Genomic DNA, 24808 nt, shown 5'->3' on the forward strand with positions numbered 1-24808 from the left:
GCAGCGCCGCCGCTGCTCGTCGACGCGCTCCGTGCGGCCCCGGGCGTCCAGGTACTCCAGCAGCGGTACGGCCACGCGGCGGGTGGTGTCGAGCGCGCGGCGGGCCTCGCTGAGCGTGAACGGCTGGGGCAGGGCGCGCAGTACGGCGACGGCGTCCGCCTCCGCGCCGGGCAGCAGCACGATCCCTTCCGCGATCCGCAGCAGGCTGCCCGCGGTGACGGCGGCGGCCAGCGCCCTGCGGTCGAGCCCCAGTTCGGCGAGCCGGCCGGCCTCGGGCGCGTGGAACGGCGCCCGCTCCAGGTCCCGGCGTACGGCGTCGACGGCGGCGCGCACCGGCGGGGGCAGGGCGGGCCCGGGGCTGTCCGCGGGGTACAACCGGCCGTGGCGGGACCGGAGTCGGGGTGTCGTCCCGGCGAGGGCGTCGACCAGGGCGCGGTCGGGCAGGCCGAGGAGCCGGCGGGCCGCCTCGGTGGGCAGGCCGGGCTCCAGCGGGTGTGCGCGGGCGTGCCGTCCGGCCTCGGTGGCCAGCCGGTCCTTCAGGGTGTTCCAGTAGGCCGCGTCGGCCAGCCAGTCCCCGGCGACGTCGACTACGGGGACGGGTCCGCCGCGGTCCGCGGCCCGGGCGCGGGCGCGGGTGGCGGGACGCCCATAGCCCGGAGGTCGGCGCGCCGGATCAGTCTGCGGCGCCGCAGTTCGGCGGTGGCGTCGGGACGGCCGGTCATGCCGGCGAGTTCGGCCGCACGGGCGCGGCCGGCACCGCGCCCGGGCCAGCCGGGGCGGCCGTACGTCGAGGACGGTGACGGCGCACGGTGTCCGGCTGCCGCCGGGTTCGCGCAGCACGGCGCGGTCGCCGACGCGCAGCGGCAGGCCACGGCCGAGGGTGAGCCGGGCGGTGTCCTCGCCGAGCGGGCGCACGGTCACCGGCACGGCGGCGGTGCCGATGTGCAGCGTGAGGGAGCGGGGCAGGTCGGCCGTCGGCTCACCGGTGACCCGTACGTCGATCACGTTGCTGTGCAGCCAGCGGTCCGGGGTGAGCAGCACCTGCCCGCGGCCCAGGGTGCCGTCGCCCTGGCCGCGCACGTTGACGGCCACACGGGCCACCCCGCTGACGGTCTCGAGGTCCTCGTGCAGGCTCTGCAGCCCGCGCACCCGCAGCACGGCGGTGCCGTCCGCCGTGGTCAGCCGGTCGCCGACGCGCAGGGTGCCCGCGCCGAGCGTGCCGGTCACCACGGTGCCGTGGCCGCGGACGGTGAAGGACCGGTCGAGCCACAGGCGGACGTCGGCGCGCGGGTCGGCGGCGGGCAACTCCTCGGCCACCCGGGCCAGTTCGTGGCGCAGCTCGTCCAGTCCCGCACCGGTGACGGCGCTGACCGCGACCGACGGCACCTTGCCGAGGGAGGTCGCGGCGAGGCGTTCGACGGCGTCGGCGCGTACGGGTTCCGGGTCGGCGAGGTCGCTGCGGGTCACGGCGAGGACCGCGTGCCGCACACCGAGCGCGTCGAGGATCGCCAGATGCTCCTGCGACTGGGGCTGCCAGCCCTGGTCAGCGGCGACCACGAACAGCACGGCGGGCACCGGCCCGACCCCGGCCAGCATGGTCGCGACGAACCGCTCGTGCCCGGGTACGTCCACGAAGGCGAGGTGTTCGCCGCCGGGGACGACCTGGGTCCACACGAAGCCGAGGTCGAGGGTGAGGCCGCGGCGGCGCTCCTCGGCGTACCGGTCGGGCTCCATGCCGGTGAGGGCCCGTACGAGGGCGGACTTGCCGTGGTCGACGTGGCCGGCGGTGGCGAGGACGCGCATCGCGGTCACCTGCCTTCCGCGCCGGCCGGGGCCGACGGGCCGCCGTGCCCCGGGGCGGCCGACCGGACCGCCTCGGCGAGGCGTTCGTCGTCCTCCTCCGGCACCGCTCGCAGGTCCAGCAGGCAGCGGCCCGTCTCCAGGCGGCCGACGACCGGGACGCGGGCGGTGCGCAGCGCCTCGGCGTACGGCTCGGGCAGGGACAGTGCCGCGCTGGGCAGGGTGACACCGGGGGCGCCTCCCCCACCGACGGTGGCATGGGAGCCGACGGCCAGGACGTCGATCCCGTCGGCGGCGAGGGTTTCCGCGAGACGGTCGGCGCGGGCCGCCAGGCGCGCCGGGTCGGCGGTGAGGGCGAGGGCGGTCGGGGTGGGCGGCCCGGTGAGGGTGGCCTCCAGGGCGGCCAGGGTCAGCTTGTCGACGCGCAGGGCGCGGGCCAGCGGGTGCCGGGTGAGGGTGCGGACCAGGTCCGCGTCACCGAGCAGGAGTCCGCACTGGGGGCCGCCGAGCAGTTTGTCGCCGCTCGCGGTGACGAGCGTGGCGCCGGCGCGCAGCTGGGTGTCGGCGTCCGGTTCCTCGGGCAGGCCGGGGTGCGGGGCGAGCAGCCCGGAGCCGATGTCGGCGACGACGGGGACGCCGAGGCCGGCGAGTTCGGCGACGTCGGCGGCCCGGGTGAAGCCGGTGATGCGGAAGTTGGACGGGTGCACCTTCAGCACGAACCCGGTGTCGGGGCCGATCGCGTCGGCGTAGTCGGCGGCCGTCGTCCGGTTGGTCGTGCCGACCTCGCGCAGGCGGGCGCCGGTGGAGACGAGCAGGTCGGGCAGGCGGAAGCCGTCCCCGATCTCCACCATCTCGCCGCGGCTGACGACGATCTCCCGGCCGGCGGCGAGTGCGGTGGCGGCCAGCACGAGGGCCGCGGCTCCGTTGTTGACGACGTGCACGGCCCCGGCGGACGGTACCCGCTCGTGCAGCGCGGTGAGCGCGGAGCGCCCGCGGCGCGCCCGGGCACCGGTCGCCAGGTCGAGTTCCACGTCCGTGGGCCCGGCTGCCTCCTGGACGGCCTGCCGGGCGGCCGCCGACAGCGGGGCGCGTCCGAGGTTCGTGTGCAGCAGCACACCGGTGGCGTTGAGCACCGGGTGCAGTCCGCCGGCCGTACCGGGCAGCAGGGCGAGGGCCGTCTGGGCCACCCGCTCCGGGGGACGCCGCCCCGCCGCGCCTGTTCCTGCGCCTGTCTGACGGCGGCCTTGACCACGCCCGCGCCGAGCCGCCGCACGGCCTCGGACAGCCGGGGGTCGCGCAGGAGCAGGTCGGTGCGCGGGATGCGGCGGCGGACGTCGTCGGTGGGGTCGGGCGGCCGTACGGTGTCCCCGGCGTTCCGGTCGTGCGCGACCGCCTCTCCGGCCGTTCCCGCCGTGTCCGCCCGTCCGTTTGCCGCACCCGCCGTGCGCGGTGCCGCCCGCTGTTCCATGCCGCCCCTGTTTCTCCGGTAGGGCCCGTGCCTGTACAGGCTCCGCCCATCGTCTCCCAGTGCCCCGGGCGGCACGATCGACACGCCGGGACGGGACGTTGGCCCCGGCGTCGGTCCGGGTACCCGCCGTCGCATGAGCGACCCCGACGCAGAGACGCAGGATCCCGGCCGCCACCGGCGGCCGGACGCGACGGACGAGGAGCCGGCCGGACGTGCCGGGGCCGAGCCCTCCTGCCCGCCGCTCCCGGACCTCCCGGACGGGCCCCGGGCCAGGCGCCGCATCGGCGGGGGCCAGGCGGTGGCGGACGTACCGCCGGGGATTCCCGGCGGTTACGGCCCGACCGCCGGGGGCCGGCCGGGTGCCGCGGGCCGTGCCCTGCCGCCGCCCCCAAGGTGCCGCCCGAGCCGCCCGTCCGCCCGGGCCGGGGCACCGGCGAGGCGGCGGCGGAGCCGGGCGACGACCGGCCGGTGGGCCGCCCGGACGTGTGAGCGGGCGTGGCCGGCGGACCGGCTCGTGCCTGCTCAGGGGGTTCCGGTGGGCGAGGGCCGGTCGTCGGTGTCGTCCTCGCCCGGCGGCCGCCGGGGTGGTGGGGCCTGGCCCGCGTTGAGGTGCTCCAGCACCTCGACCAGTTCCTGGCAGGCCTTCTCCACCGAGCGCCGGGTGTTGCGCTGCTCGGTGATCACGGCGGACAGGAGCAGCGCGGTCAGGGCCATGGCGCCGTTGAAAGCCTGCAACTGCACCATGACCTCGACGCGGGTCAGCTTCGCGAAGACCCCGGCGCCGTTGGTCGCCGCCACGGTGGCCACGACGGACGTCAGCAGCGCGCACAGGACGCTGCCGAGGAGCTGGAAGCGCAGGGCCGCCCAGATGAGCAGCGGGTAGACGATGAAGAGCAGGCTCATGGAGCTGTAGGTGGCCAGCGGTACGAGTGCGCAGGCGGCCACGGCAAGGGCGGTGGCTTCCTTCCAGCGGACCGTCGGCGGCGGCCAGCGGACCCGGTACAGCATCAGCAGCAGCGGGGTGACGATCAGGACGCCCATCGCGTCGCCCACCCACCAGGCCAGCCAGACGAGCCAGAAGCTGTGCCCGGCCAGGCGGTTCGACAGGACCAGCAGTCCGACACCGAGGGTGGCGCTGATCATCATGGCGGCCAGGGCGGCCAGGAACACCAGGGAGAGGCCGTCGCGCAGCCTGCTCAGGTCGCTGCGGAAGCCGGCCCGGCGCAGCAGCAGCGCGGCGCACAGCGGCGCGGCGGTGTTGCCGACGAGGACGCCGAGCACCTCGGGGCTGGGGGTGGTGAGGGACAGTACGACGAAGAAGGCGCCGAGCATGATGCCGGGCCAGCAGCCCAGGCCGAAGACCAGCAGGGCGGCGACGGCGACGCCGGTCGGCGGATAGATGGGGGTGACGACGGCGCCCTCGACGGACAGCTCGCGCAGCAGGCCGAGCCGGCCCGCCGCGAAGTAGCAGACCGCGACGACCAGGACCTGGACGGCGTAGCCGCCCGGCCGGCGCAGTTGCTCGTCACCCACCACAGCAGCCATCTCACACCGAGGGCCCCGGGTCGGCGAGGCGAGAGGCGGCGCGGTGCGGCCGGCGGCCGGACGGTGGGCCGGTCGCGCGGGACCGTCCGGACCGGTTTCACGGGCCGCCCGGCGCGTCCAGGCCCACGACGAGCACGGCGGCGTCGTCCTCGTGTCCGACGCTCTCGGCGCCCTTGATGACCGCGCCGGCCAGCGCGTGGGCCTCAAGGCCGGCGACGGCAGCGATACCCGCGAGGCGCATCACCTGGTCGAGGCCGTCCTCGACGGCCAGCGACGGGCCCTCCACCACTCCGTCGGTGACCAGGACGAACACCCCGCCGCCGGTCACCCGGTGCCGGGTCACCGGGTACCGCACGCCGTGCTGGACGCCGAGCGGCGGGCCGCCCTCGTCCTCGACGATTCCGGACTTGCCGTCCGCCGTGGCCCACACGAAGGGGATGTGGCCGGCCCGGGCGCTCTCCAGCACGCCGGTGGCCGGGTCGAGCCGCAGGAAGGTGCAGGTGGCGAAGAGATCGCTGCCGAGGGAGAGCAGCAGGTCGTTGGTGCGGGTGAGGAGTTCACCGGGCTCGCCCGCCACGGAGGCGAGGGCGCGCAGTCCCGCCCTGACCTGGCCCATGAAGGCGGCGGCCTCGATGTTGTGTCCCTGGACGTCGCCGATGGAGAGCCCGATCCGGCCGTCGGGCATGGCGAAGGCGTCGTACCAGTCGCCGCCGACGTTGAGCCCGAAGTTGGCGGGTGCGTACCGCACGGCGAGGTGCACGCCCGAGGCACTGGGCAGGTCCCTGGGGAGCATGCCCCGCTGGAGGGCGATGGCCAGTTCGACCTGGGTGCGTTGCAGCTCCGCGCGCTGGCGTGCCTGGGCGGTGAGCGAGCCGAGTCTGACCAGCAGCTCGTCGCCGTCGTCCGGGGAGCGCTTGCGGGGCATCGATCACTTCCGGCGGGGCGGTGGCCGTGTCAGTCGGCCGCAGGCATGTTCGGCAAATGCCTTGATTTTACCCATCAGGGGTGATCTCGCCGCAGGGCCGGCCCCGGTACGGCCCGGGTCAGCGGAGTTCGGAGTCGATTCCGGTGATCACGGCGGGGCCCAGAGGTGCGCTGCCCTCGTCCAGGCCTGCGTCGCGCAGGGCGGAGCCGGCGACCCGGCGGGCCTCCTGCTCGGCGTGCGGGCCGGTGTCCGCGTCCACGGTCAGGCGGAGGGTGAAGGTGTTGTCCTCGTTGACGCTGAGCACGTCCAGGTCCTCGGCGCTGCCCATGCGGGTGCCGTGGGGATCGGCGGGCCGGAGCGCCCGGGCGAGCCTGCTCCGGGTGTCGTCCTCGATCCCCGCGGTGAAGGTGCCGGGGACGCTGATCACGTAGGTCGTCATGACGATCCTTTCCTCGGGCCCCTCGCCTACCCCGATTCGCCGACTTCGCACCGTGGCCGCGGAGGCCGGTCCGGGTACGGCGAGGGCGCAGGGGCGGCCGGACGGCGGGCGCCTCACGGGCTCACCGCCTCTGCGCCCGCGCGCCTATCCACCTCTCCGCCTCGCCGTCTCGCCGCCTCCGCGCCTCACCGCCTCACCGCCTCACAGCGGGGAATGGGCGACCGCCACCACGTAGGCGCCGAACAGCAGGGACACGGCGGCGAGGGCGCCGTAGACGAGCACCGCCGGGGCCCGGCGCAGCCGCCAGCTCCGGGCGAGGGCCCGCGCCATCGGGATGAGCAGGGGGAAGGCCGGCAGCAGGAAGCGGGGTTTGGACGAGAAGGAGCCCGAGCCGCCGGCCACCAGCAGGATGAGCACCCCCGTGAAGACCACCAGGCACAGCGGGGCGCGCTCCAGGCACAGCAGTGCGAACAGCAGGACGGCGGCGGCGACGATCAGCAGGGCCACGGGGTAGACGACATGCCCGCCGTGCAGCAGCAGGGCCCGCAGGAAACCCAGTGAGCCGGCGCCGAGGTCGAAGCGGGAGTCCCAGGCGCTCTGGATCCTCAGATAGCCGCCGAGCAGGTCGCCCGCGCGGTCGCCGACCCACAGCACGTAGCCGAGCCAGCCCATCGGGGCCAGTACCGCTCCGGCCCACAGGCTCGCCGGGACCCGGCCGCGCCGGCGCAGCGCCTCGTGGACGGCGGCAAGGGCGACCGCGACGGCCACGGCGAATCCGCTCGGCCGGGAGAGGCCCGCCAGCGCCGCGAGGGCGCCCGCCCACAGCCAGCGGCCCCTGAGCACGCAGTACAGGGCCCAGGCGGCGAGCGCGGCGAACAGCGACTCGGTGTAGGCGATGGTCAGCTCGACGGCGTGCGGCAGGGCCGCCCACAGGGCGACCAGCGCGGTGGCGACGCCACGGCCGTACAGGTGGTGGCCGACGGTGAAGACGCCGTGGGCGGCGACGACCGCCGCGGCCCAGCCGACCAGCATCGCGCCCTGGGCCGGGGTCAGCGGCAGGACGGCGGTCACCCCCCGGATGAGCGCCGGGTACAGCGGGAAGAACGCCCAGTCGCTCTGGACGGCGCCCTCGGGGGTGATCCAGATGAGCCGGCCGTAGCCGTGGGCGGCGATGTGCAGGTACCAGCGGGAGTCCCAGGAGTGCGCGAGGTTGCGGACGAGCGGGTGGCCCCTGAGGTCGTTCGTCAGGATCACCAGGAGGACGCCGGCGAGCCGGACGGCCGCGAACAGGGCGAGGGCCGGGAGCGCCCCCTCGGGGACCCCGCGCCGGGCGATCCGCGGGAGGGACGGGCGGCGGGCGGGACCGGACGGCGCGGCGGGCTCGGGCCGGGGTACGGAGGAGGTGCTCACGCGGTCGACCTTGGGCACGCCCCAGAGCGGGTGCAATCGCGACCCGGCTTTCCCGCCGAGTTCCACCCTGATTCAGGAACGGGCTCCGTGAGGGCCCCGAGGACGGCCCCCCGGAATGATCGAAACAGGGTGCGGTTACCATATGAGCGCTGCCTAGCTCGAAAGATGGATCTGTGACTGTCAACGACGACTCGTTCACCAACTGGAAGATCCGCGAGGAGATCGCGGAGTCGATGATCCCGCTCATCGGGAAGCTGCACCGCGAGCAGGACGTCACCGTCCTGCTGCACAGCCGCTCCCTGGTGAACAAGTCGGTGGTCAGCATCCTCAAGACGCACCGCTTCGCCCGGCAGATCGCGGGCGCGGAGCTCTCGGTCACGGAGACCATGCCGTACCTGGAGGCCCTGACCGCCCTCGATCTCGGTCCCTCCCAGATCGACCTCGGCATGCTGGCCACCCTGCACCAGGCCGACGACCGCGGTCTGAGCGTGGCGGAGTTCACCGCCGAGGCCGTCGCCGGCGCCACCGGCGCCAACAAGATCGAGCGCCGCGAGCCGCGGGACGTCGTCCTGTACGGCTTCGGCCGCATCGGCCGGCTCGTCGCCCGGCTCCTGATCGAGAAGGCCGGCTCCGGCAACGGTCTGCGGCTGCGCGCCATCGTCGTGCGCGGCGGCGGTGCCCAGGACATCGTCAAGCGTGCCTCGCTGCTGCGCCGCGACTCCATCCACGGCCAGTTCCAGGGCACGATCACCGTGGACGAGGACAGCAGCACGATCGTCGCCAACGGCAACGAGATCAAGGTGATCTACGCCGACGACCCGTCGCACGTGGACTACACCGAGTACGGCATCCGCGACGCCATCCTCATCGACAACACCGGCAAGTGGCGCGACCGCGAGGGCCTGTCGAACCACCTGCGTCCCGGCATCGAGAAGGTCGTGCTGACCGCGCCGGGCAAGGGCGACGTCCCGAACATCGTGCACGGCGTCAACCACGACACCATCAAGCCGGACGAGCAGATCCTGTCCTGCGCCTCCTGCACCACCAACGCGATCGTCCCGCCGCTGAAGGCCATGGACGACGAGTACGGCGTGCTGCGCGGCCACGTGGAGACCGTCCACTCGTTCACCAACGACCAGAACCTGCTGGACAACTACCACAAGTCCGAGCGCCGTGGCCGCTCCGCGCCGCTCAACATGGTGATCACCGAGACCGGTGCCGCGTCCGCCGTCGCCAAGGCCCTGCCGGACCTGAAGGCGAAGATCAGCGGCAGCTCGATCCGCGTCCCCGTGCCGGACGTCTCGATCGCGATCCTCAACCTCCAGCTGGCCCGCGAGGCGACCCGTGAGGAGGTCCACGACTACCTGCGCGAGGTGTCGCTGACCTCCCCGCTCAAGCGCCAGATCGACTTCATCACGGCGCCCGACGCGGTCTCCAGCGACTTCATCGGCTCGCGCCACGCCTCGATCGTGGACGCCGGCGCCCTCAAGGTCGACGGCGACAACGCGATCCTCTACCTCTGGTACGACAACGAGTTCGGCTACTCGTGCCAGGTCGTCCGGGTCGTCCAGCACGTCTCCGGCGTGGAGTACCCGACGTTCCCGGCGACGGCGGTCTGATCCGCCCGCTCCACGTGCGCGTACGGCCGCCGACCGGGGTTCCGGTCGGCGGCCGTTGCGTCGCAGGCGCGTGGGTCAGGCCGCGGGCGGCCTGGCGCAGGCGCCCGCGGCGCACGCCGTGAGCCACTGGTCGAAGTCGGCGTCGTAGCGGGTGCCGATGCCGTCGTGGTAGACGGCGTATCCGCCGGCGTAGTCACCGACGCGGAAGCGGGCGAGCATGCGCTGGACGTCGTCGGGATGCCGCTCCAGCATGTAGCGCACGGCGAGGTAGCCCCACGGGTAGACGCGGGTCGTGTCGCTGTTGTCGTAGGTGTTCTCGAACAGGGTGCTCAGCCGGTACGTGTGCCGGCCGGCCTCCTGGACCGCCTGGTCGTCGGCGATGCCGCGGTAGCCGTAGGAGACGTACTCGGCGACGCCCTCGATCCACCACACGTCCGGCACCGATATCTGCCGGCCGAAGTCGCCCTTCATGTCGTCGCGGCCGTCGAGGAAGTGCGTGTACTCGTGGTTGAGGTTCCATACGCGCGCCGGGAAGCCGTCGTCGTAGTCCTTCTGGTACATGATCGACATGGGCCGGTTGGCCGGGTCCGCCGGGTCGCCGCCCAGCGTCATGCCGCCGTTGTCGGTGCTGATGCCGTACATCGCGCCGGCGTACCTCTGGTAGTCGGCGCGGCTCGCGAACACCACCAGCCGGAGGGTGGAGGCGTACTGGCCGGGTATGGGACCGCCGGCCCGCACGACCGAGCGGAAGTACGCGTCCTGACGCAGCACACTGGCGCAGGCCGTGTCGAGGTCGGCGGCGGTCAGCGCCTGGGCGCGCACGCTGATGTCGCCGTCGCAGTGGTGGGTGACGGGCAGGACGGCCTTGTCGAGCTTGTCCGGCAGACCGCAGACGTCGTAGTAGGCGCAGTCGGCGGCGTCGTAGTAGGCGGCCTGCGTGGCCACCGCCACCCACAGCCCGGCCGTGGGACCGGTGATCGCCGTCCGGTCCAGCAGGTCCTTGGCCAACGGGCCCGCCAGGTCCCGCAGTCCGGCGTGCTCGACGTAACGGGCCACGTTCATCCCGGCGTTGGAGTCCAGGAAGGCCAGACCCGTGCCGAGCTGGTCGGTGTTGGCCAGCGCGAAGTCGTACAGGGTGTCGATGACCCGCGGGTCGGCCTCGACCGCCTGGACGTAGGCGGGGTTCCAGTTGCCGCGCCACAGGGGCGTGTAGACGTCGTTGACCGCCCTGACCATGCTGTCGAGCGAGTCGTAGGAGCTGTCGTAGTCGTTCAGCAGCCGCCGGTAGACGTACAGGTAGCGGCCCTGCTGGTCGGCGCTGTCGGTGAGGACCACCGTCTCGCCCAGGATGTCGCCGTTGGCCGCGCTGACGTCACGGGAGCGGGGCCGGGCGAAGAAGGTGTCCAGGCCGGCCGTGACGGCGCCGGTGAGCCGGGAGGTGTACGGGCCCACGTCCGCGGGGTGGTTGAACTGCACGTAGTAGCCGGCCCGCAGGAACAGGACGAGCTGCTCCAGGCTGCCGGAGTTGTCACCGCGGTAGCGCGCGGCCGTGCTCGTGTACGCGTTCGCCACGGTCAGCATCTGCGCCTGCCGGAACACGTCGTGCGCGCTGTGGCCGGTGACCGCGAAGAGGGTGTTGACGCAGTCCGTGGTGGCGGCCTTCACGAACTTGACGAGGGCCGGACCGGTACGGCTGCCGAAGTCGGCCGGGGTGCAGGAGGCGGACCGGGCGCCGTGCCCCTGCGCCCGAGGTGCCGTCAGAGACAGCGCCTGGGGCGGAAGTTGGGCCGGGCTTGGGCGCCGGGGCCGGGTGCCGGGTTGCTCGGAGGTGGCGGTGGTCGCACCGGCCGGTGACGGCTGGGCGGCCGCGGTCCTGCCGGGTGCGGCGGCCGTGCGGGCGGGCGGCTGGGGGCCGCCACGGCCGGGCCGGACAGCAGGCCGGCCACGGTGGCGCAGACGACGACGGCGACGGCCGTGCGTCCGGCGTGGCGACCGGGCCCGCGTCCGGGCAGCGCTAAGCGATGGCGCATCTGGGGTTCCTCCACGAAGTGACGCGCCTCTGTGGGGTGTTGAGGCGTGTGAGGCACTGTCTCAGCGGACGCCCCGCCCAACAATGGCGTGTGACATAGCACATGACACACACCGCTCATAACATCGCGGCGCCCGTCGCCGTGCCGCTACGACCCGGCGGCGCTCCAGGTCCGCGAGGCCCACGTGCGCAGGTGCGGCGCCTGCGCCACCAGATCGCGGTAGGCCGCCGTGGCCGACTGGAACACCGTCTCCACCACGTCCTCGGTGACACCGCCGGGCCGCCAGACCAGCACATAGCGGCACCACAACGGTGAGCCGGCCAGCGGCTTCACGACGACGTGCGGGATGGGCCGCAGCGTCGGCTGCACCAGCGAAACCCCGAGACCGTCGGCGATCATGCTCTGCAGCTGGGTCTGGTCGCCGAGGAACTCGTGCACGGTCACCGGGGTGAAGCCGGCGGCGGCGCAGGCGTCGTAGAACACCCCGGGCCAGCCGGCGCCGTCGTCCGGGGTCACGAACCATTCGTCGTCCGCCAGGTCGGCGAGCTGCACCTGGGCGCTCTGCCGGAGCCGGTGCCGGGACGGCAGCGCGACGAACGTCGGCTCGGTGACGATCCCCCGGTGCCGGACCCCGCCGGAGTGCCGCAGCTCCATGCCCGGATAGTCGGCGGCGATGGCGACGTCCGCGGCGCCCTCCTCCAGAAGTTCCACGATGCGCGAGGAGGCGTAGACGCTGTGGACCGCCAGGGACAGTTCCGGCAGCCGGGCACGGACGCGGGACAGGGTGCCGGAGAGCATCGGCGAGTTGGTCGCGGCCACCCGGAGGGTGCGGCGGGGCCGCTCGGCGGGCGGGCGATGGCCGATGGCGTCGGCCCGGGCCAGTACGTCACGGGCCTGGGCCACCACCTCGGCGCCGTAGCGGGTCGGGCGCACCCCGCTCGCGCCGCGTTCGAAGAGCGGCTCGCCCAGATGGCGCTCGATGCGGCGCAGCTGGGTGCTGACGGCGGGCTGCGAGTACCCGAGCTGTGCGGCGGCGCGGCCCACACTGCCCGCGTCGGCGATCGCGCACAGCACCCGCAGATGCCGAAGCTCCAGCTCCATCCGTCCACTCCCCTTTTCCGTCCCGCACCGGCGCTCACCGCCCTCCGCGGCCGGGGCCGCGGCCGGCGGGGGAAGCGTTCCAATTGTGCCCTGACCGGATCAAGTCGCAGGTCAGCCAACATTTGCCTAATACCTTTAGGAAGTTGCATAATCCCTTACGGCAGAGGGGAGATCTCAAATGGTCCGCGTAGGCCTTACCACCGAACGTCTCGTCCGTGCGGGCGCCGAGCTGGCGGACGAGGTCGGCTTCGACCAGGTGACCGTCTCCGCCCTGGCCCGGCGCTTCGACGTCAAGGTGGCCAGCCTGTACTCGCACCTGAGGAACTCCCAGGACCTCAAGACGCGGATCGCCCTCCTCGCGCTCGCGGAGCTGGCGGACCGCGCCGCCGACGCGCTCGCCGGCCGTGCCGGCAAGGACGCGCTCATCGCCTTCGCCGACGTCTACCGCGACTACGCCCGCGCACACCCGGGCCGCTACGCGGCGGCCCGCCACCCGCTGGACGCGGAGGCGGCGGCCACGAGCGCGGGCGGCCGGCACGCGCAGATGACCCGGGCGATCCTGCGGGGCTACGACCTGTCCGAGCCGGACCAGACCCATGCGGTCCGGCTGCTCGGCAGCGTCTTCCACGGCTACGTCAGCCTGGAGAGCGCCGGCGGATTCCGTCACAGCGCCCCCGATTCGCAGGAGTCGTGGACCCGGATCCTGGACGCCCTCGACGCCCTGCTGCGCAACTGGCCCGGCGCCCCCACCCCCTGACCCACCGGACACAGGCACACACCATGCACACCACTCCCCTCACCGCCGACCTCGTCCGCGGCGCCCTCGACCTGGAGCGCACCGCGCACGGACTGCTGCCGCACCGGCTGCCGGCCCGGGCCCGCGCCCAGTGCGCCGATCCTCAGCTGGCCATGGCGGAGTCGCAGCCGTCCGGCGTCCGGCTCGCCTTCCGGACCCGCGCCACCGCGGTCGAGCTGGACACCCTGCCGACCAAGCGGGTGTACACGGGCGCGCCGCCCCGCCCGGACGGCGTCTACGACCTGTTCGTGGACGGACGCGCGGCCGGCAGTGCCACGGCCACCGGGGGAAACACGCTCACGATCGACATGAGCACCGGCAGGGCCGAGCACCGCCCCGGCCCGGTCGCCACCGTGCGCTTCGCCGGGCTGTCCGACGCCGTCAAGGACATCGAGATCTGGCTGCCGCACAACGAGACGACCGAGCTCGTCGCGCTGCGCACGGACGCGTCCGTGGAACCCGTGCCCGACCGCGGCCGGCGGGTGTGGCTGCATCACGGGAGCTCGATCAGCCACGGCTCCGACGCGGCGAGTCCCACCACCACCTGGCCGGCGCTGGCCGCGTCCCTCGGCGGCGTGGAGCTGATCAACCTGGGGCTGGGCGGGAGCGCCCTGCTCGACCCGTTCACGGCCCGCGCGCTGCGCGACACCCCCGCCGGCCTGATCAGCGTCAAGATCGGCATCAACCTCGTGAACACCGACCTGATGCGGCTGCGGGCCTTCGGCCCCGCCGTGCACGGCTTCCTCGACACCATCAGGGAAGGGCACCCCGCGACCCCGCTGCTCGTCGTCTCGCCGGTCCTGTGCCCCCTCCACGAGGACACCCCGGGCCCGACCGTCCCCGACCTGTCCGCCCTGAGCGAGGGGCGGCTGCGGTTCCGGGCGGCGGGCGACCCGGCGGAGAGGGCCGCCGGGAAGCTCACCCTGGGCGTGATCCGGGCGGAGCTGTCCCGTATCGTCCGCGAGCGCGCGGCCGACGACCCGTGGCTGCACCACCTCGACGGCCGTGAGCTGTACGGCGAGGCGGACTTCGCCGAGCTGCCGCTGCCCGACGGGCTCCACCCGGACGCGGCGGCCCACCGCCGCATCGGCGAGCGGTTCGCGGACCGGGCCTTCGCGGCGGACGGCCCCTTCGCCGAGCGGGCCGCCTGAGCCGCGGCCGTACCGGCCGGCTCACACCAGGTGGGCGAAGACGACCAGGTTCTCGGTGTAGTCCCGCACGGAGTGGTCGTAGTCCCCGGAGCAGGTGATCAGCCGGACCTCGGGGCGTGAGGTGTCGGCGTAGACCCGCTTGCTGGGGAAGTCGTCCTTCGGGAAGTTCTCGGCGTCGTCCACCACGAACTCCGCCGTCCGCCCGTCGGCGCGGTCCACGGTGAAGGTGTCGCCCTCCTCCAGCTCGTCGAGGTTGGCGAAGACGGCCGCGGACGTCGTCGTGTCGACGTGCCCCGCGATGATCGCGGTGCCCTGCTCGCCGGGCGAGGCGCCCTTGGCGTACCAGCCCACGAGGTTGGTGTCGCCCGCGGGCGGGGGTTCGAGCTGGCCGGTGGGGCCGATCGACAGGGTCGTGAACGGAGCGTCCACCGCGATCTTGGGGATCAGCAGCCGGGTCGGGGCGGAGTGGGGCAGCGCCTTGTCGGCATGGCGCGGGTCGTCCTGGACGGCGGCGTTCGAGCCCTGGGCCCGGGGTGGTTCGGTGGGCGTGTCGCCGGAGGAGCGGTGGCCGCCGAACACACTGACGGCGAGCACGGCGATCACCACGCCCCACAGGGCCAGCCGCCCACCGCGGCCGGTGTCCGGCTCGTCGGGTGCCGGTTCGGCGGGGTTCGGGGAGGACGGATCTGCTGCCATCAAAAACCACCTCACTCGGGCACGGCAGCGCGGGGATCGGGGCGGGGAGGACGGGACGCCGCGGGCGGCGCCGCGGGGGATGTCAGGCGGCGCGGGCCGCCGGCGCGGTGTCGCGCCGGCGGCGTCCGCAGCCGCTGGGCTGCCGCCCCGTCAGGACGCCGGCTGAGCGGCCTTCTTGCGACGCAGCGCGTACAGGCCGGTGGCCCCTACGGCCAGCACGGCCAGTCCGCCCGTGGTGACGCCGGGCGTGGCGAGCGCGCCACCACCGGTGTGCATGCCTCCACGAGGCTTGTCGTGGTCGCCACCGCCGCCGCCACCACCGCCGCCGCCCCAGTCGTCCTTGTCGCGACCGCTGTCCTCGTCCCGGTCGCCCTTGTCACCCTTGCCGCCCTTGTCTCCCTTGTCGCCCTTCTCTTCCTTGTCGCCCTTGTCGCCCTTGTCGCGGTAGCTCTCGGGGTCGAAGCGGCTGTCGTCGCCGCCCGAGCCCCAGTCGTCGCTCGTCAGCACCGTGGCGAGCGCTCCGCCACCCGTGTGCATTCCGCCGCGCGGCTTGTCGTGATCGCGGCCGCCGCCGTCCTCCTTGCTGTAGTCCTTGTCGTGGTCCCCGCCGGAGCCCTTGTCGTGGTCGTCGTCGGAGCCTTTCTCCTTGCTGTACGAGGAGTCGTCATGGCCTCCTTCGCCCCCGCCGTGGGAGGCGAACGCGGCGCCGGGGGTGGCCAGGGCCAGGGCGGCCGAAGCGGCCGCCGTGGCCAGGAGCATGCGGGCAGAGCGCATAGTGATGTCCTTCCGACGCGACCGGGCCAGCGGATACCTCATCAGCTGGATGGACCCGGCCTCGACATGAACCACCGTCAGCGAGGCCATCCACTCGCACCATCCGAGCCGCCCAGCCGGGGGCACCGCACCACCCGTCTGACCCAGCGGCCGGGCCCCGGGACCCCCCGTCCGGGCCAATCCTCCGCACGCCCACCCGCCCACCGCCCGGCGGACCGGGTGCCGATGGAGCCAGCCACCGCCCCTCCTTCCCGCGCGGAGGCCGGGGCCCGCCGGGTCCGGGGGCAGTCGTACGGCCAAACCACCCGACGGACGGGGCAGTTGGCCGCCGGTGAGCGCACCCCCCCTTGTTATGACGGCCGTCATAACGCAGGCTGGTGCCGACGGCACGGCACGGCAGGGCGGCGCGGTGGGAGGAAGCGGTGGCGGACGTGGGGGCACGGGTCCTGTGGGAGCGCTACGAGCCGGTGCACGACCTCGTGTACTTCGCACCGGAGGCACGCCGGGCGGCGGACGCGCTCGGAATGCGCGGCTACTGGATGGGCTACTTCGCGCTGCGCGCCGCACCGCTCGGCAGGACTCCCCCGTCCGTGGTGACCGGCTGCTTCTACGTCTTCCACCCGGCCCGTGTGGCACGGGCGCTGCCGGACGCCTGGAGGTACGCGGCTCCGGCGGACGTGCTGGCGGCCCGGTGGGATGCCATGGACGCGGCCATGACAGGCCTGTTCGGGCCGGCGGCCGTCGGCTCCCCGGAGTTCGCCGAGGCGGCGGACCTCGCGTGGGAGGCCGCGGCCGGGGCGGACACCGCCGGCAGGGTGCTGGCCGCGGCCAACCAGGCGCTGGAGCGCCCGGACCGGGTCACCGCCCGGCTGTGGCAGGCCGTCACCACCCTGCGCGAGCACCGGGGGGACGGGCATGTCGCGGCCCTGGTGAGCCGGGGGCTCGGTCCTGTCGACGCCATGGTGCTCAAGGCGGCGGCCGGCGAGTCCGACGGGCCGTTCCTGCGCGAGACGCGGAGGTGGGAGCAGGCCGACTGGGCGGCGGCCGAGGCACGGCAGCGGGACCGGGGCCGGCTCGCGGCGGACGGCACGCTCACCCCGGCCGGGGCCGCCCTGCGCGCGGAGGTGGAGGCTCTGACCGACGCGGCGGCCGAGGGCCCGTGGAGGGCGCTCGGCGCCGACCGCACCGCACGCCTCGCCGCTCTGCTGGAGCCGTTGGCCCGTGCGGTCGAGGGCTCGGGACTGCTGCCGGCCGGCAACCCCGTGGGGCTCACCCGCGGGTCGGGCGCCGCCGGGGCCTGACGGCCGGCTCCGCCGCCGGCGTCCCCCGCCCGGGGTGCCGGGCCGGGGACGCCGTACGGAGGGCAGGGCCCTCGCGGGCTACCAGGTCACCGGCAGCCGCTCGGGGATGCGCTTCATGAAGCCGGTGCGCCACACCAGCTGGCCGGACGGCACGGCGAGCGCGAGGTCGGGCAGCCGCTCGAGGAGGACCTCCAGGGCTATGCGGGCGTGGGTGCGGCCGAGTCCGGTCGCGGGACAGTAGTGGGCTCCGCCGCCGAAGGAGAGGTGGTCGGCGGTGTTGTCGCGGTGCAGGTCGAAGCGGTGCGGGTCGGGGAACTTCGCCGGGTCGAGGTTGGCGCCCTCGACGAGGACCAGGACCAGTTCGCCCCGCTTCACCTCGACGTCCCCGAGCCTCGCGTCCTCCAGGGCGAGGCGGGGCAGCGCGTCGCCGATGGAGAGGTTGAGGCGCAGCAGCTCCTCCACGCCCGGGCCGATCAGGTCGGGGCGGTCCCGCAGGAGGTCCCGGGCGATGGGGTGGGTGAGCAGGTACACCAGGGCCATGGCGAGGAAGCCCGAGGTGGAGACGACACCGGCGCCGAACAGGGTGACGCCGACGGTGGCCAGCATCTCGTCGGACAGGTGCGCGTAGTCGGGGTCGTGGCGCAGGGCGGCCAGTTCGCCCATCAGACCGTGCGTGGAGGGGGCGTCGAGCAGGGCCGTCATCCGGGCGATGTCGCGGTCCCAGTTGATCCGGGCGCCGGTGACCGGGCACGCGGAGTTCATGAAGGCGATGTCGAGGCTGCGCAGGAAGGCCGGGGCCTCGCCCTGCGGGATGCCGAGGAGGAGGCAGTGCATCCCCGCCGAGTACGGCTCGCAGAACGCCGCGCGCAGATCGGCCGTCGGCCCGGCGGCGGCCAGGGTGTCGACCAGTCGGTGCGCCTCGGCGCGCAGCCACTCCACCAGGCCGGGTGCCCTGGGGTTGAGCGCCTTCATCACCGCGCGCCGCAGCCCGGCCCCGGTGATGTTGCCCATGTTGTTCACGACCTCGGGCGGGATGGTGAGCGCGTACTGCCGCGGCACCCCGGGCGCGGAGGTGTCCTTGAGGGAGAAGCGGTCGTCCTTGAGGACCTGGTGGCACAGCTCGTACGACGACACGAGCCAGGCCTCGTCGCCGGCGATGGTCCGCACCCGCCGTACGGGGGCGGTGGCGCGCAGCTCCTCCACCTCGGCGGGCACGCGGGTGCCGTCCCAGGAGAAGGGGAAGTCGAGCAGGGGCGGGTGGTCGGCGCGGACGCCGGGGGCGGCGGTCATGCCGCGGCTCCTTCCAGGGCGGCGGGTCCGACGACGGCGTGGCCCTGGTTGCGGGAGGCGCGCAGGCCGGCACCGCGGGAGTACAGGAGCTCGGCCATCGGCAGCAGCTGGTGGTAGCAGTTGAGCGAGGAGGGCACATCGAGGATGGCCGGGGTGTCCAGGAACAGCGGCGCCTCCGCGCACACGTACTCCAGGCACACGGCCCGCAGGCGTTCGTTCGGCTCCTCGCCACGCGCGGCGAGGAAACGATTCACCAGGGCGTCGCAGACGGCCCGGAAGGCTCCGTCGGAGGCCAGGCGCGCCTTCAGCTGCCGGTGGATCTCCTGGTAGGCGGGGTTGGTGCGGAACTCCGACATCGCATGCCAGTCCAGCCGCAGTCCCTCGGGGTCGGCCGCCGACACCGCCTCGCGCACCTTGGCGCGCACGCCGCGCAGGTTCTTCACCGCCTTGCGGCGGGCCTCGTCGGGTGGATAGCCGGAGGCCTCGTACATCTCGGCCACGTACAGGTCGGTGTAGACGAAGTCGACCTTCTCGAAGCGGGCCAGTCCCCAGGCGGCGAGTTCGTGCAGGCGCCGGGCCGAGAAGTAGCTGTTGCCCGGGGACACACCGATCACGGCGTGCGCACCCTCGTCGAGGATGATCTCGCAGTGAGAGGTGTAGGGCTGGACTTCGAATACGTCGGCCATCAGCACGGATGCTGTGGTCACGGGGAAGATCCTCCGCCGCGCGCAAGTCCCTGCGGGGCCCGGTGCCCCTGGTGTGGCGTCGCGGCGCCCTCACGCTAGCCGTACGGGATCAGCACGGGTAGTTACTGCCGGGGTTTGGCTGGAAACAGTCGTAGTAATGGTCCAAGTGCCGGACGCGGGACGGGACTTCGGGGCCGTACTCTGGGGCCGTGACCAAGGGGTACGAGGGACCAGGAGAGGCGGCGGCCCGGCTCACCGGCCGCCCGGTGGTCGCCGGCGGGACGGCGTCCGGGTCGCCCGCCGAGGTGACGCTGGCGGGCGGGACTCCGGTGATGGTGAAGCGCGGCGACGCGCCCGGGGCCGTTCGCGCCGAGGTGGCCGGGCTGCGCTGGCTGGCCGCCGCGGACGCCGTCCGGGTGCCCGAGGTACTCGGTCACGACGAGCGCTGGATGGTGACCGAGCGGGTGCCGACGGGACCCGCCGACCCCGGAGCGGCGATGCGTTTCGGCCAGGCGCTGGCCGCCCTGCACGCGGCCGGCGCACCCCGTTTCGGGACGCCGCCGCCGGACGGCCCGGAGGACGCCTACATCGGCCTCGCCCCCATGCGCAACGTGCCGGGGACGGACTGGCCGGCCTGGTACGCCGAGCACCGGGTCCTGCCCTACGTGCGCGGCGCCGTCGACCGCGGCACGCTGCGCCCGGCCGAGGCGACGGTGTTCGAGCGGGTCTGCGAGCGGCTGCCCGACCTGGCGGGTCCCGCCGAGCCGCCCGCCCGGCTGCACGGCGACCTGTGGAACGGGAACGTGCTGTGGGGCGCGGACGGCGTGGTCCGGCTCATCGACCCGGCCGCGCACGGCGGTCACCGGGAGACCGACCTGGCCATGCTCCGGCTGTTCGGCTGCCCCCACCTCGAGCGGGTGCTCGCCGGTTACGAGGAGGCGGCCCCGCCGGCCGAGGGCTGGCGGGAGCGGGTCGGCGTGCACCAGCTCTTCCCGCTGCTGGTGCACGCGGTGCTGTTCGGGCGCGGATACGCCGAACGGGCCCTGGAGGCCGCCCGGGACGCGCTCGCGAGGTGACCCGCGGGACGCAGGGGCCACCGCCTCACCGACTGTGACATACAACACTCCGTCACCAACGCCCCGTCGGCCGCGCACCACCGCGAGCCCGCCGGGCGCCCTCGCAACCGGCCGACGTTCCGTTGTCTCCTTGCTTGCGGGACCCTTGCCGGGCCGCCTCCGGGGCGGCGATCACGCAGCGTAAGGAAACCAATCACCCGTTCGAATCGTATAAGGACGTGAAAGCCGAATCAGGGAGAGAACATGCAACCGTTCACGCTCAACTACGCGCGGCCCGCAGTGGAGTTGGACGTCACCACTCCGTATGCGTACGACTCCGGACTGCAGTTGAACGTCCTCCCGGACGGCCGGATAGCCGCCACCGACCACGCCACCCTGAGAGCTCTCGGAACCACGACGTCGACCGCCGGTTCCAAGACGCACTTCGACGACTGACCCGCGGGCCAGCGAAGATGACCGTGCTCATCCTGACCAGTGAAGAGGACGTGACGGCGGACATGGTGGTCCTCCGGCTGGGCGAGGCGGGCGTGCCCGTCGTCCGGCTCGACCCCGCCGATCTCACCAACGGGGTCGCGCTGTCGGGCGAGTACGTGCGGGGCGCCTGCCGCGGGCATCTGTCCGTGGGCGGACGCCTGGTGAGCATGAACGGCCTGCGCTCCGTCTGGGTGCGCAGACCCGGTGACGCGGCCGCCCGCGCGCCCCAGCCGTCCGCCTGGCTGACGGAGGAGTCGTCGCAGGCCCTGTACGGCATGCTGCGCGCCACCGGCGCGCGGTGGATGAACCATCCGGACGCCGCCCGCCGCGCCCGCCACAAGCCCTGGCAGCTGCACCTCGCCCAGCGCAGCAACCTCGCCGTGCCGGCCACCCTGATCACGACGTTCCCGCAGGCCGCGCGGGAGTTCGCGGAGCGCTTCCCGGACCTGGTGGTCAAGCCCGTCTCCGGCGCCCATCCGCAGGAGCCGCCGCGTGCGGTGCCCACCAGCCGGGTCGCACCGGACGCCGACTTCACGGCGGTCGCCTACGGCCCGACGCTGCTGCAGCGGCGGGTTCCCAAGCGGGCGGACGTCCGGCTCACGGCCGTGGGCGGCACGCTGCTCGCCGCACGCAAGCCGACCGACCCGGACGCCCATCCCGACGACGTGGACGTCCGCTTCGCGCCGTCGGTCTCCCCCTGGCTGCCCGTGGACGTGCCCCCACGGGTGGCGGACGGCGTACTGCGCTATCTGAGGGAGGCCGAACTGGCCTACGGAGCCTTCGACTTCGCCGAGGACGCCGACGGGATCTGGTGGTTCCTGGAGTGCAACCAGTCCGGCCAGTTCGGTTTCGTCGAGATGGACACCGGACAGCCGATCGCCGCCACCATCGCCGAGTGGCTGGCCGGTCAGGAGGACGCGGGCCGCACGTGTACGGACGGCGAGCGGAGCACAGCATCGTGAGGGTGCGGGGAACGGTTCGGAGAGAGGATCACGAGATGCGCATCGGACTGCTGGGAACGGGCCCGTGGGCCAGGGCTGCGTACGCCCCCGCCCTGGCCGGGCACACCGGCCTGGAGTTCGCGGGAGTGTGGGGGCGCCGGCCGGAGGCGGCCACGCGGCTCGCGGAGCAGTACGACGTCGCCGCCTATGCCGACGTGGACGCGCTGCTGGCCGACGTGGACGCGGTGGCGATCGCTCTGCCGCCGTCGGTGCAGCCGGAGTTGGCGGTGCGCGCGGCACGGGCCGGCCGGCATCTGCTGCTGGACAAGCCGCTGGCGCTGTCCGTGGCCGGGGCCCGGGACGTGGCGGAGGCGGCGGAGCGGGCCGGAGTGGCGTCGGTGGTGTTCTTCACCGCCCGCTTCCAGAAGGAGCCGGAGGCCTGGATCGAGGAACAGGCCGCCGAGGCGGGCTGGTTCACGGCGCGGGCCCAGTGGCTCGGAGCGGTGTTCACGACCGACAGCCCGTTCGCCGCCTCGCCCTGGCGCCGGGAGAAGGGCGCGTTGTGGGACGTCGGCCCGCACGCCCTGTCGGTGCTGCTTCCCGTCCTCGGGGACGTACGCCAGGTCGTGGCGGCGGTGCACGGTCCCGCGGACACCGTGCACCTGGTGCTCGACCATGCCACGGGTGCGTCGAGCACCCTGACGCTGAGCCTGACGGCGCCGCCCGCCGCGGCCGGTGCCGATGTGGAGCTGCGGGGGGAGGCGGGGGTGTCGCTCATGCCGGGCAGCTCCGAGGGTGCGGTACCCGCGCTGTCGCGGGCCGCGGACGCGCTGGTGACGGCCGCGCGCACGGGACGTCCGCACGCCTGTGACGCCTCGTTCGGCCTCCGCGTCACCGAGATCCTCTCCGCGGCGGAGGCCCGGCTGGCCGAGGACGCCGGCTAGGGCGGCGCCGCCGTACCTCCCCGCGGTGCGGTGCCGGGGCGCGTGCCCCGGCACCCGGGCTTGTCAGCCGCGCTCGGCCCAGAGGTTGACGCGCTCCCGTACAACCGGGTAGCCGGCCCTGGTGAAGTGCGCGGCCATGGGGAGGTTGCCCTGGTCGGTGGCGGCGGCGATGAATTCGGCGCCGTGTCCGGTCAGGAAGTGGGTGCACTCGGCGAGCAGGTCGAAGGCGTAGCCGTGGCCGCGGTGCTCGGGGACGACGCCGATGAAGCCGACGCACGGCCCGGAGGGGTTGCGGGCGGGGATGTGGATGCCCACCGGCTCGCCGCCGGGAGTGCGGGCGATCTGCCACCACTCGCGCGGTGAGGGCATCCAGTGGAAGATGTCGAGTTCCTCCTGCGCGGCCTGCTCCACCCCGCCTTCGGCGATGGCGCGCAGGGCGTGCGCGTCCAGCGTCTCGGAGTGGATGCGCCGCAGCAGGTCGAGGAAGACGGAGTCGTCCGGCTCCCCGCCGAAGACCAGGCGTCCGGGCCGCTCGGGCAGCCCCCGCTCCGGCGTCCAGCGGTAGAGGAAGCGCTCCACCAGAGGTGCGTAGCCGCCCTTGCGGGCGGCCGTGGTGCGGGTGTCCACGGCGGCCCGCAGCAGCGGGTCGTCGCGCCAGCCGGCGGGCAGGTCGAGATCCATCTCGTCGGGGTGCCAGGGCGCGGTCCGCAGGAGCTCGGCCCCGGCGTCCTCCTCGCCCTCGGCGACGTCGAACCAGTTGATCAGCAGCGGTTCGGTGTCCTCGGGCCTGCCCCACCAGGCGGCGCGGGCCACGGTACGGCCCTCGCGGACGGCGATGCGGCGCCAGTCGGCGCGGTAGCGGGTCCGCCGGTGCTTCTCGGCGAAGGCCAGCGGGTCGGGCATGGTGTCGAACAAATGGGCACTGCTCTCGTCGAGCGTGCGGACGACCAGGTCGGTCACGGATCCTCCGGGATGCTTCTGCGTGGTGGCGCGCTCCCGGTCAGGCGTGGCACACCCGGACGACGGGGAGGGGGGAGCGCGGGATGACTGTGGCCATGACGCTCGCCTCCTTCCGTCCGTCTCGGGCGTGCGGTCAGACGGTAGGCGGGCCGCGGCCGGGGTGTCCACCGCTTTTCCCCGGTGCCGGTTTTGGCCCGCGCCGGCAGGGAGGCCGCGGCCCGGTCGGCGGCGTAGCTTGGGGATGTGAGTGCGGTGCGCGGCAGGTCCTCTCCCGGGGACCGGGAGGATCGCGGCTGGCTGCGCGGCGCGCCCCCGCCGTGGTGGGTCCGGGCGCTGCCGCTGGTGCTGCTCGCCGGTGTCACGGCGGCCGCGCTGGTGAGTCCGCACGCGAGCGATCTCGGTTTCCTGCTGGGGGCCATCCCGCCGCTGGCGGTCCTGTCGTACGGCCCGGTGGCGACCGCGTTCCTCGGTGTGGCGGTGGTCCTGGTGCTGCACCTTCCGGGCACCCATCTGAACCGCCCGGGCGAGACCGATCTGCTGACGGTCGCCTTCGTGGCCGCGCTGAGTGTGTTCGTCTCCTATGTGCGCAGTCGCCGGGACGCCCAGCTGGACACCGAGCGGACGATCGCGGAGGCGGTGCAGCGCGCCGTCATGCCCCCGCTGCCGGAGCGGGTCGGGAGCGTCGGCTGTACGGGCTTCTACCGGACCGCGCAGGACGGGACGCTGGTGGGCGGTGACTTCTTCGACGTGCGGGAGGGGCCGAAGGGGGTCCGGGCGGTGATGGGGGACGTGCAGGGGCACGGGCTGGCGGCGGTGTCGACCGTGGTCTCGCTGCTCGGGGCGTTCCGCGAGGCCGCGCTCGACCAGCCGGACCTCAGGTCGGTGGCGTGGCGGATGGACCGCAGACTGGCGGTGGACTCGGCGGGTGTGCGGCACGCGGAGCTGTTCGCCACCGGGGTGCTGCTGGAGTTCTCGCCCGACGCGCGGACCGTGCGGGTGGTGACCTGCGGCCATCCGACGCCGGTCCTGCTGCGCGAGGGGAAGGCCGTGGAGGTGACCGTCCCGCCCTGTCCGCCGCTGGGTCTGGGGCTGCTCGGCGACGACCCGCCGAAGGAGGTCACCCTGGCGCTCGGTCCGGGCGACCGGCTGGTCCTGGCCTCCGACGGGGTGTGGGAGGCCCGGGACGCGGGTGACTCCTTCTATCCGCTGCCCGAGCGGCTGGCCGCGCTGGCGGGCACGGCGGCCACGGCGTCCGCGCAGTTGCCCGCCGCGGTCTGGCGGGACCTGCTGGCACTGGGCTACGACGTCCGGGACGACGCCACCATGCTGGTGCTGGTGCCCCTCCCGCAGGTCACCTGACCCGGCCCCGGCTCCCGGCCGCG

The 24808-nt window shown here is 74.1% G+C and carries 20 protein-coding genes and 2 pseudogenes; 9 read left to right on the top strand and 13 right to left on the bottom strand.

Translation table 11 applies throughout. The annotated features are described in order from the left end of the window. Positions 1-18 precede the first annotated feature (18 nt). From N8I86_RS03815 to N8I86_RS03840, 6 genes and pseudogenes are all read right to left on the bottom strand, one after another. Positions 19-1803, bottom strand: a pseudogene (locus N8I86_RS03815) (SelB domain-containing protein); the annotation flags it as partial. Between the two features lie 5 nt (positions 1804-1808). Continuing rightward, positions 1809-3268 (bottom strand): annotated as a pseudogene (selA, locus tag N8I86_RS03820) (L-seryl-tRNA(Sec) selenium transferase). Between the two features lie 522 nt (positions 3269-3790). Beyond that, positions 3791-4813 (bottom strand): MASE1 domain-containing protein, encoded by a 1023-nt coding sequence (locus tag N8I86_RS03825; protein ID WP_263277101.1) that lies wholly within the window; start codon positions 4811-4813, stop codon positions 3791-3793. 97 nt (positions 4814-4910) lie between these two features. Continuing rightward, positions 4911-5738, bottom strand: a complete 828-nt coding sequence (locus N8I86_RS03830; RefSeq protein WP_073894208.1) for a PP2C family protein-serine/threonine phosphatase — start codon at positions 5736-5738, stop codon at positions 4911-4913. A gap of 118 nt (positions 5739-5856) precedes the next feature. Then, complete coding sequence (locus N8I86_RS03835) at positions 5857-6177, bottom strand: hypothetical protein (RefSeq protein ID WP_263277102.1); 321 nt, start codon at positions 6175-6177, stop codon at positions 5857-5859. A 201-nt stretch (positions 6178-6378) separates the two neighbouring features. Continuing rightward, complete coding sequence (locus tag N8I86_RS03840; protein WP_263277103.1) at positions 6379-7587, bottom strand: hypothetical protein; 1209 nt, start codon at positions 7585-7587, stop codon at positions 6379-6381. 173 nt (positions 7588-7760) lie between these two features. On the opposite strand from N8I86_RS03840, the gene N8I86_RS03845 reads away from it, so the two are divergent. Beyond that, on the top strand, positions 7761-9206 hold the full coding sequence (locus N8I86_RS03845) for a glyceraldehyde-3-phosphate dehydrogenase (protein WP_073894213.1): 1446 nt from the start codon (positions 7761-7763) through the stop codon (positions 9204-9206). 75 nt (positions 9207-9281) lie between these two features. On the opposite strand, the gene N8I86_RS03850 is transcribed toward N8I86_RS03845, so the two are convergent. Both N8I86_RS03850 and N8I86_RS03855 read right to left on the bottom strand, forming a co-directional pair. Further along, positions 9282-10871 (bottom strand): collagenase, encoded by a 1590-nt coding sequence (locus N8I86_RS03850; RefSeq protein WP_263277104.1) that lies wholly within the window; start codon positions 10869-10871, stop codon positions 9282-9284. A 512-nt stretch (positions 10872-11383) separates the two neighbouring features. Next, complete coding sequence (locus tag N8I86_RS03855; RefSeq protein ID WP_263277105.1) at positions 11384-12337, bottom strand: LysR family transcriptional regulator; 954 nt, start codon at positions 12335-12337, stop codon at positions 11384-11386. 178 nt (positions 12338-12515) lie between these two features. Between N8I86_RS03855 and N8I86_RS03860 the strand changes: the two genes are divergently transcribed. Together N8I86_RS03860 and N8I86_RS03865 are read left to right on the top strand one after the other, a co-directional pair. Further along, complete coding sequence (locus N8I86_RS03860; protein WP_073894219.1) at positions 12516-13094, top strand: TetR/AcrR family transcriptional regulator; 579 nt, start codon at positions 12516-12518, stop codon at positions 13092-13094. Positions 13095-13117: 23 nt separating this feature from the next. Further along, entirely contained in the window at positions 13118-14284 is a 1167-nt protein-coding gene (locus tag N8I86_RS03865) for an SGNH/GDSL hydrolase family protein (RefSeq protein WP_263277106.1), read from the top strand. Positions 14285-14305: 21 nt separating this feature from the next. Here the strand turns inward: N8I86_RS03865 and N8I86_RS03870 are convergent, their stop codons facing one another. Continuing rightward, complete coding sequence (locus tag N8I86_RS03870; protein ID WP_073894223.1) at positions 14306-14980, bottom strand: class F sortase; 675 nt, start codon at positions 14978-14980, stop codon at positions 14306-14308. A gap of 150 nt (positions 14981-15130) precedes the next feature. Next, entirely contained in the window at positions 15131-15754 is a 624-nt protein-coding gene (locus tag N8I86_RS03875) for a hypothetical protein (RefSeq protein WP_263277107.1), read from the bottom strand. Between the two features lie 422 nt (positions 15755-16176). Between N8I86_RS03875 and N8I86_RS03880 the strand changes: the two genes are divergently transcribed. Beyond that, positions 16177-17055: an SCO6745 family protein gene (locus N8I86_RS03880; RefSeq protein WP_450169251.1), complete on the top strand. Its 879-nt coding sequence runs from the start codon at positions 16177-16179 to the stop codon at positions 17053-17055. Between the two features lie 78 nt (positions 17056-17133). Here N8I86_RS03880 and N8I86_RS03885 read toward each other — a convergent pair whose 3' ends face one another. Both N8I86_RS03885 and N8I86_RS03890 read right to left on the bottom strand, forming a co-directional pair. Next, the gene (locus N8I86_RS03885) at positions 17134-18345 is read right to left on the bottom strand and encodes a cytochrome P450 (RefSeq protein ID WP_263277109.1); all 1212 of its coding nucleotides are present in this window, start codon (positions 18343-18345) and stop codon (positions 17134-17136) included. Beyond that, positions 18342-19052, bottom strand: coding sequence for a cyclodityrosine synthase (locus N8I86_RS03890; RefSeq protein WP_263277110.1), 711 nt, complete (start codon positions 19050-19052; stop codon positions 18342-18344). The genes N8I86_RS03885 and N8I86_RS03890 overlap by 4 nt, the downstream gene beginning before the upstream one ends. Before the next feature lie 188 nt (positions 19053-19240). On the opposite strand from N8I86_RS03890, the gene N8I86_RS03895 reads away from it, so the two are divergent. From N8I86_RS03895 to N8I86_RS03910, 4 genes are all read left to right on the top strand, one after another. Next, complete coding sequence (locus N8I86_RS03895; RefSeq protein WP_263277111.1) at positions 19241-20107, top strand: fructosamine kinase family protein; 867 nt, start codon at positions 19241-19243, stop codon at positions 20105-20107. A gap of 243 nt (positions 20108-20350) precedes the next feature. Further along, positions 20351-20542, top strand: coding sequence for a putative ATP-grasp-modified RiPP (gene tgmA / locus N8I86_RS03900; protein WP_073894229.1), 192 nt, complete (start codon positions 20351-20353; stop codon positions 20540-20542). Positions 20543-20559: 17 nt separating this feature from the next. Beyond that, complete coding sequence (gene tgmB / locus N8I86_RS03905; RefSeq protein ID WP_073894230.1) at positions 20560-21543, top strand: ATP-grasp ribosomal peptide maturase; 984 nt, start codon at positions 20560-20562, stop codon at positions 21541-21543. A gap of 35 nt (positions 21544-21578) precedes the next feature. Continuing rightward, entirely contained in the window at positions 21579-22466 is an 888-nt protein-coding gene (locus N8I86_RS03910) for a Gfo/Idh/MocA family protein (RefSeq protein WP_073894232.1), read from the top strand. Between the two features lie 63 nt (positions 22467-22529). Here the strand turns inward: N8I86_RS03910 and N8I86_RS03915 are convergent, their stop codons facing one another. Continuing rightward, on the bottom strand, positions 22530-23426 hold the full coding sequence (locus N8I86_RS03915; RefSeq protein ID WP_263277112.1) for a GNAT family N-acetyltransferase: 897 nt from the start codon (positions 23424-23426) through the stop codon (positions 22530-22532). A 243-nt stretch (positions 23427-23669) separates the two neighbouring features. Between N8I86_RS03915 and N8I86_RS03920 the strand changes: the two genes are divergently transcribed. After that, a complete protein-coding gene (locus N8I86_RS03920; protein ID WP_073894236.1) occupies positions 23670-24785 on the top strand; it encodes a PP2C family protein-serine/threonine phosphatase in 1116 nt (371 codons plus the stop codon). Positions 24786-24808 lie beyond the last annotated feature (23 nt).

The sequence above is a fragment of the Streptomyces albidicamelliae genome (genome assembly GCF_025642175.1).
Classification (GTDB): domain Bacteria; phylum Actinomycetota; class Actinomycetes; order Streptomycetales; family Streptomycetaceae; genus Streptomyces; species Streptomyces albidocamelliae.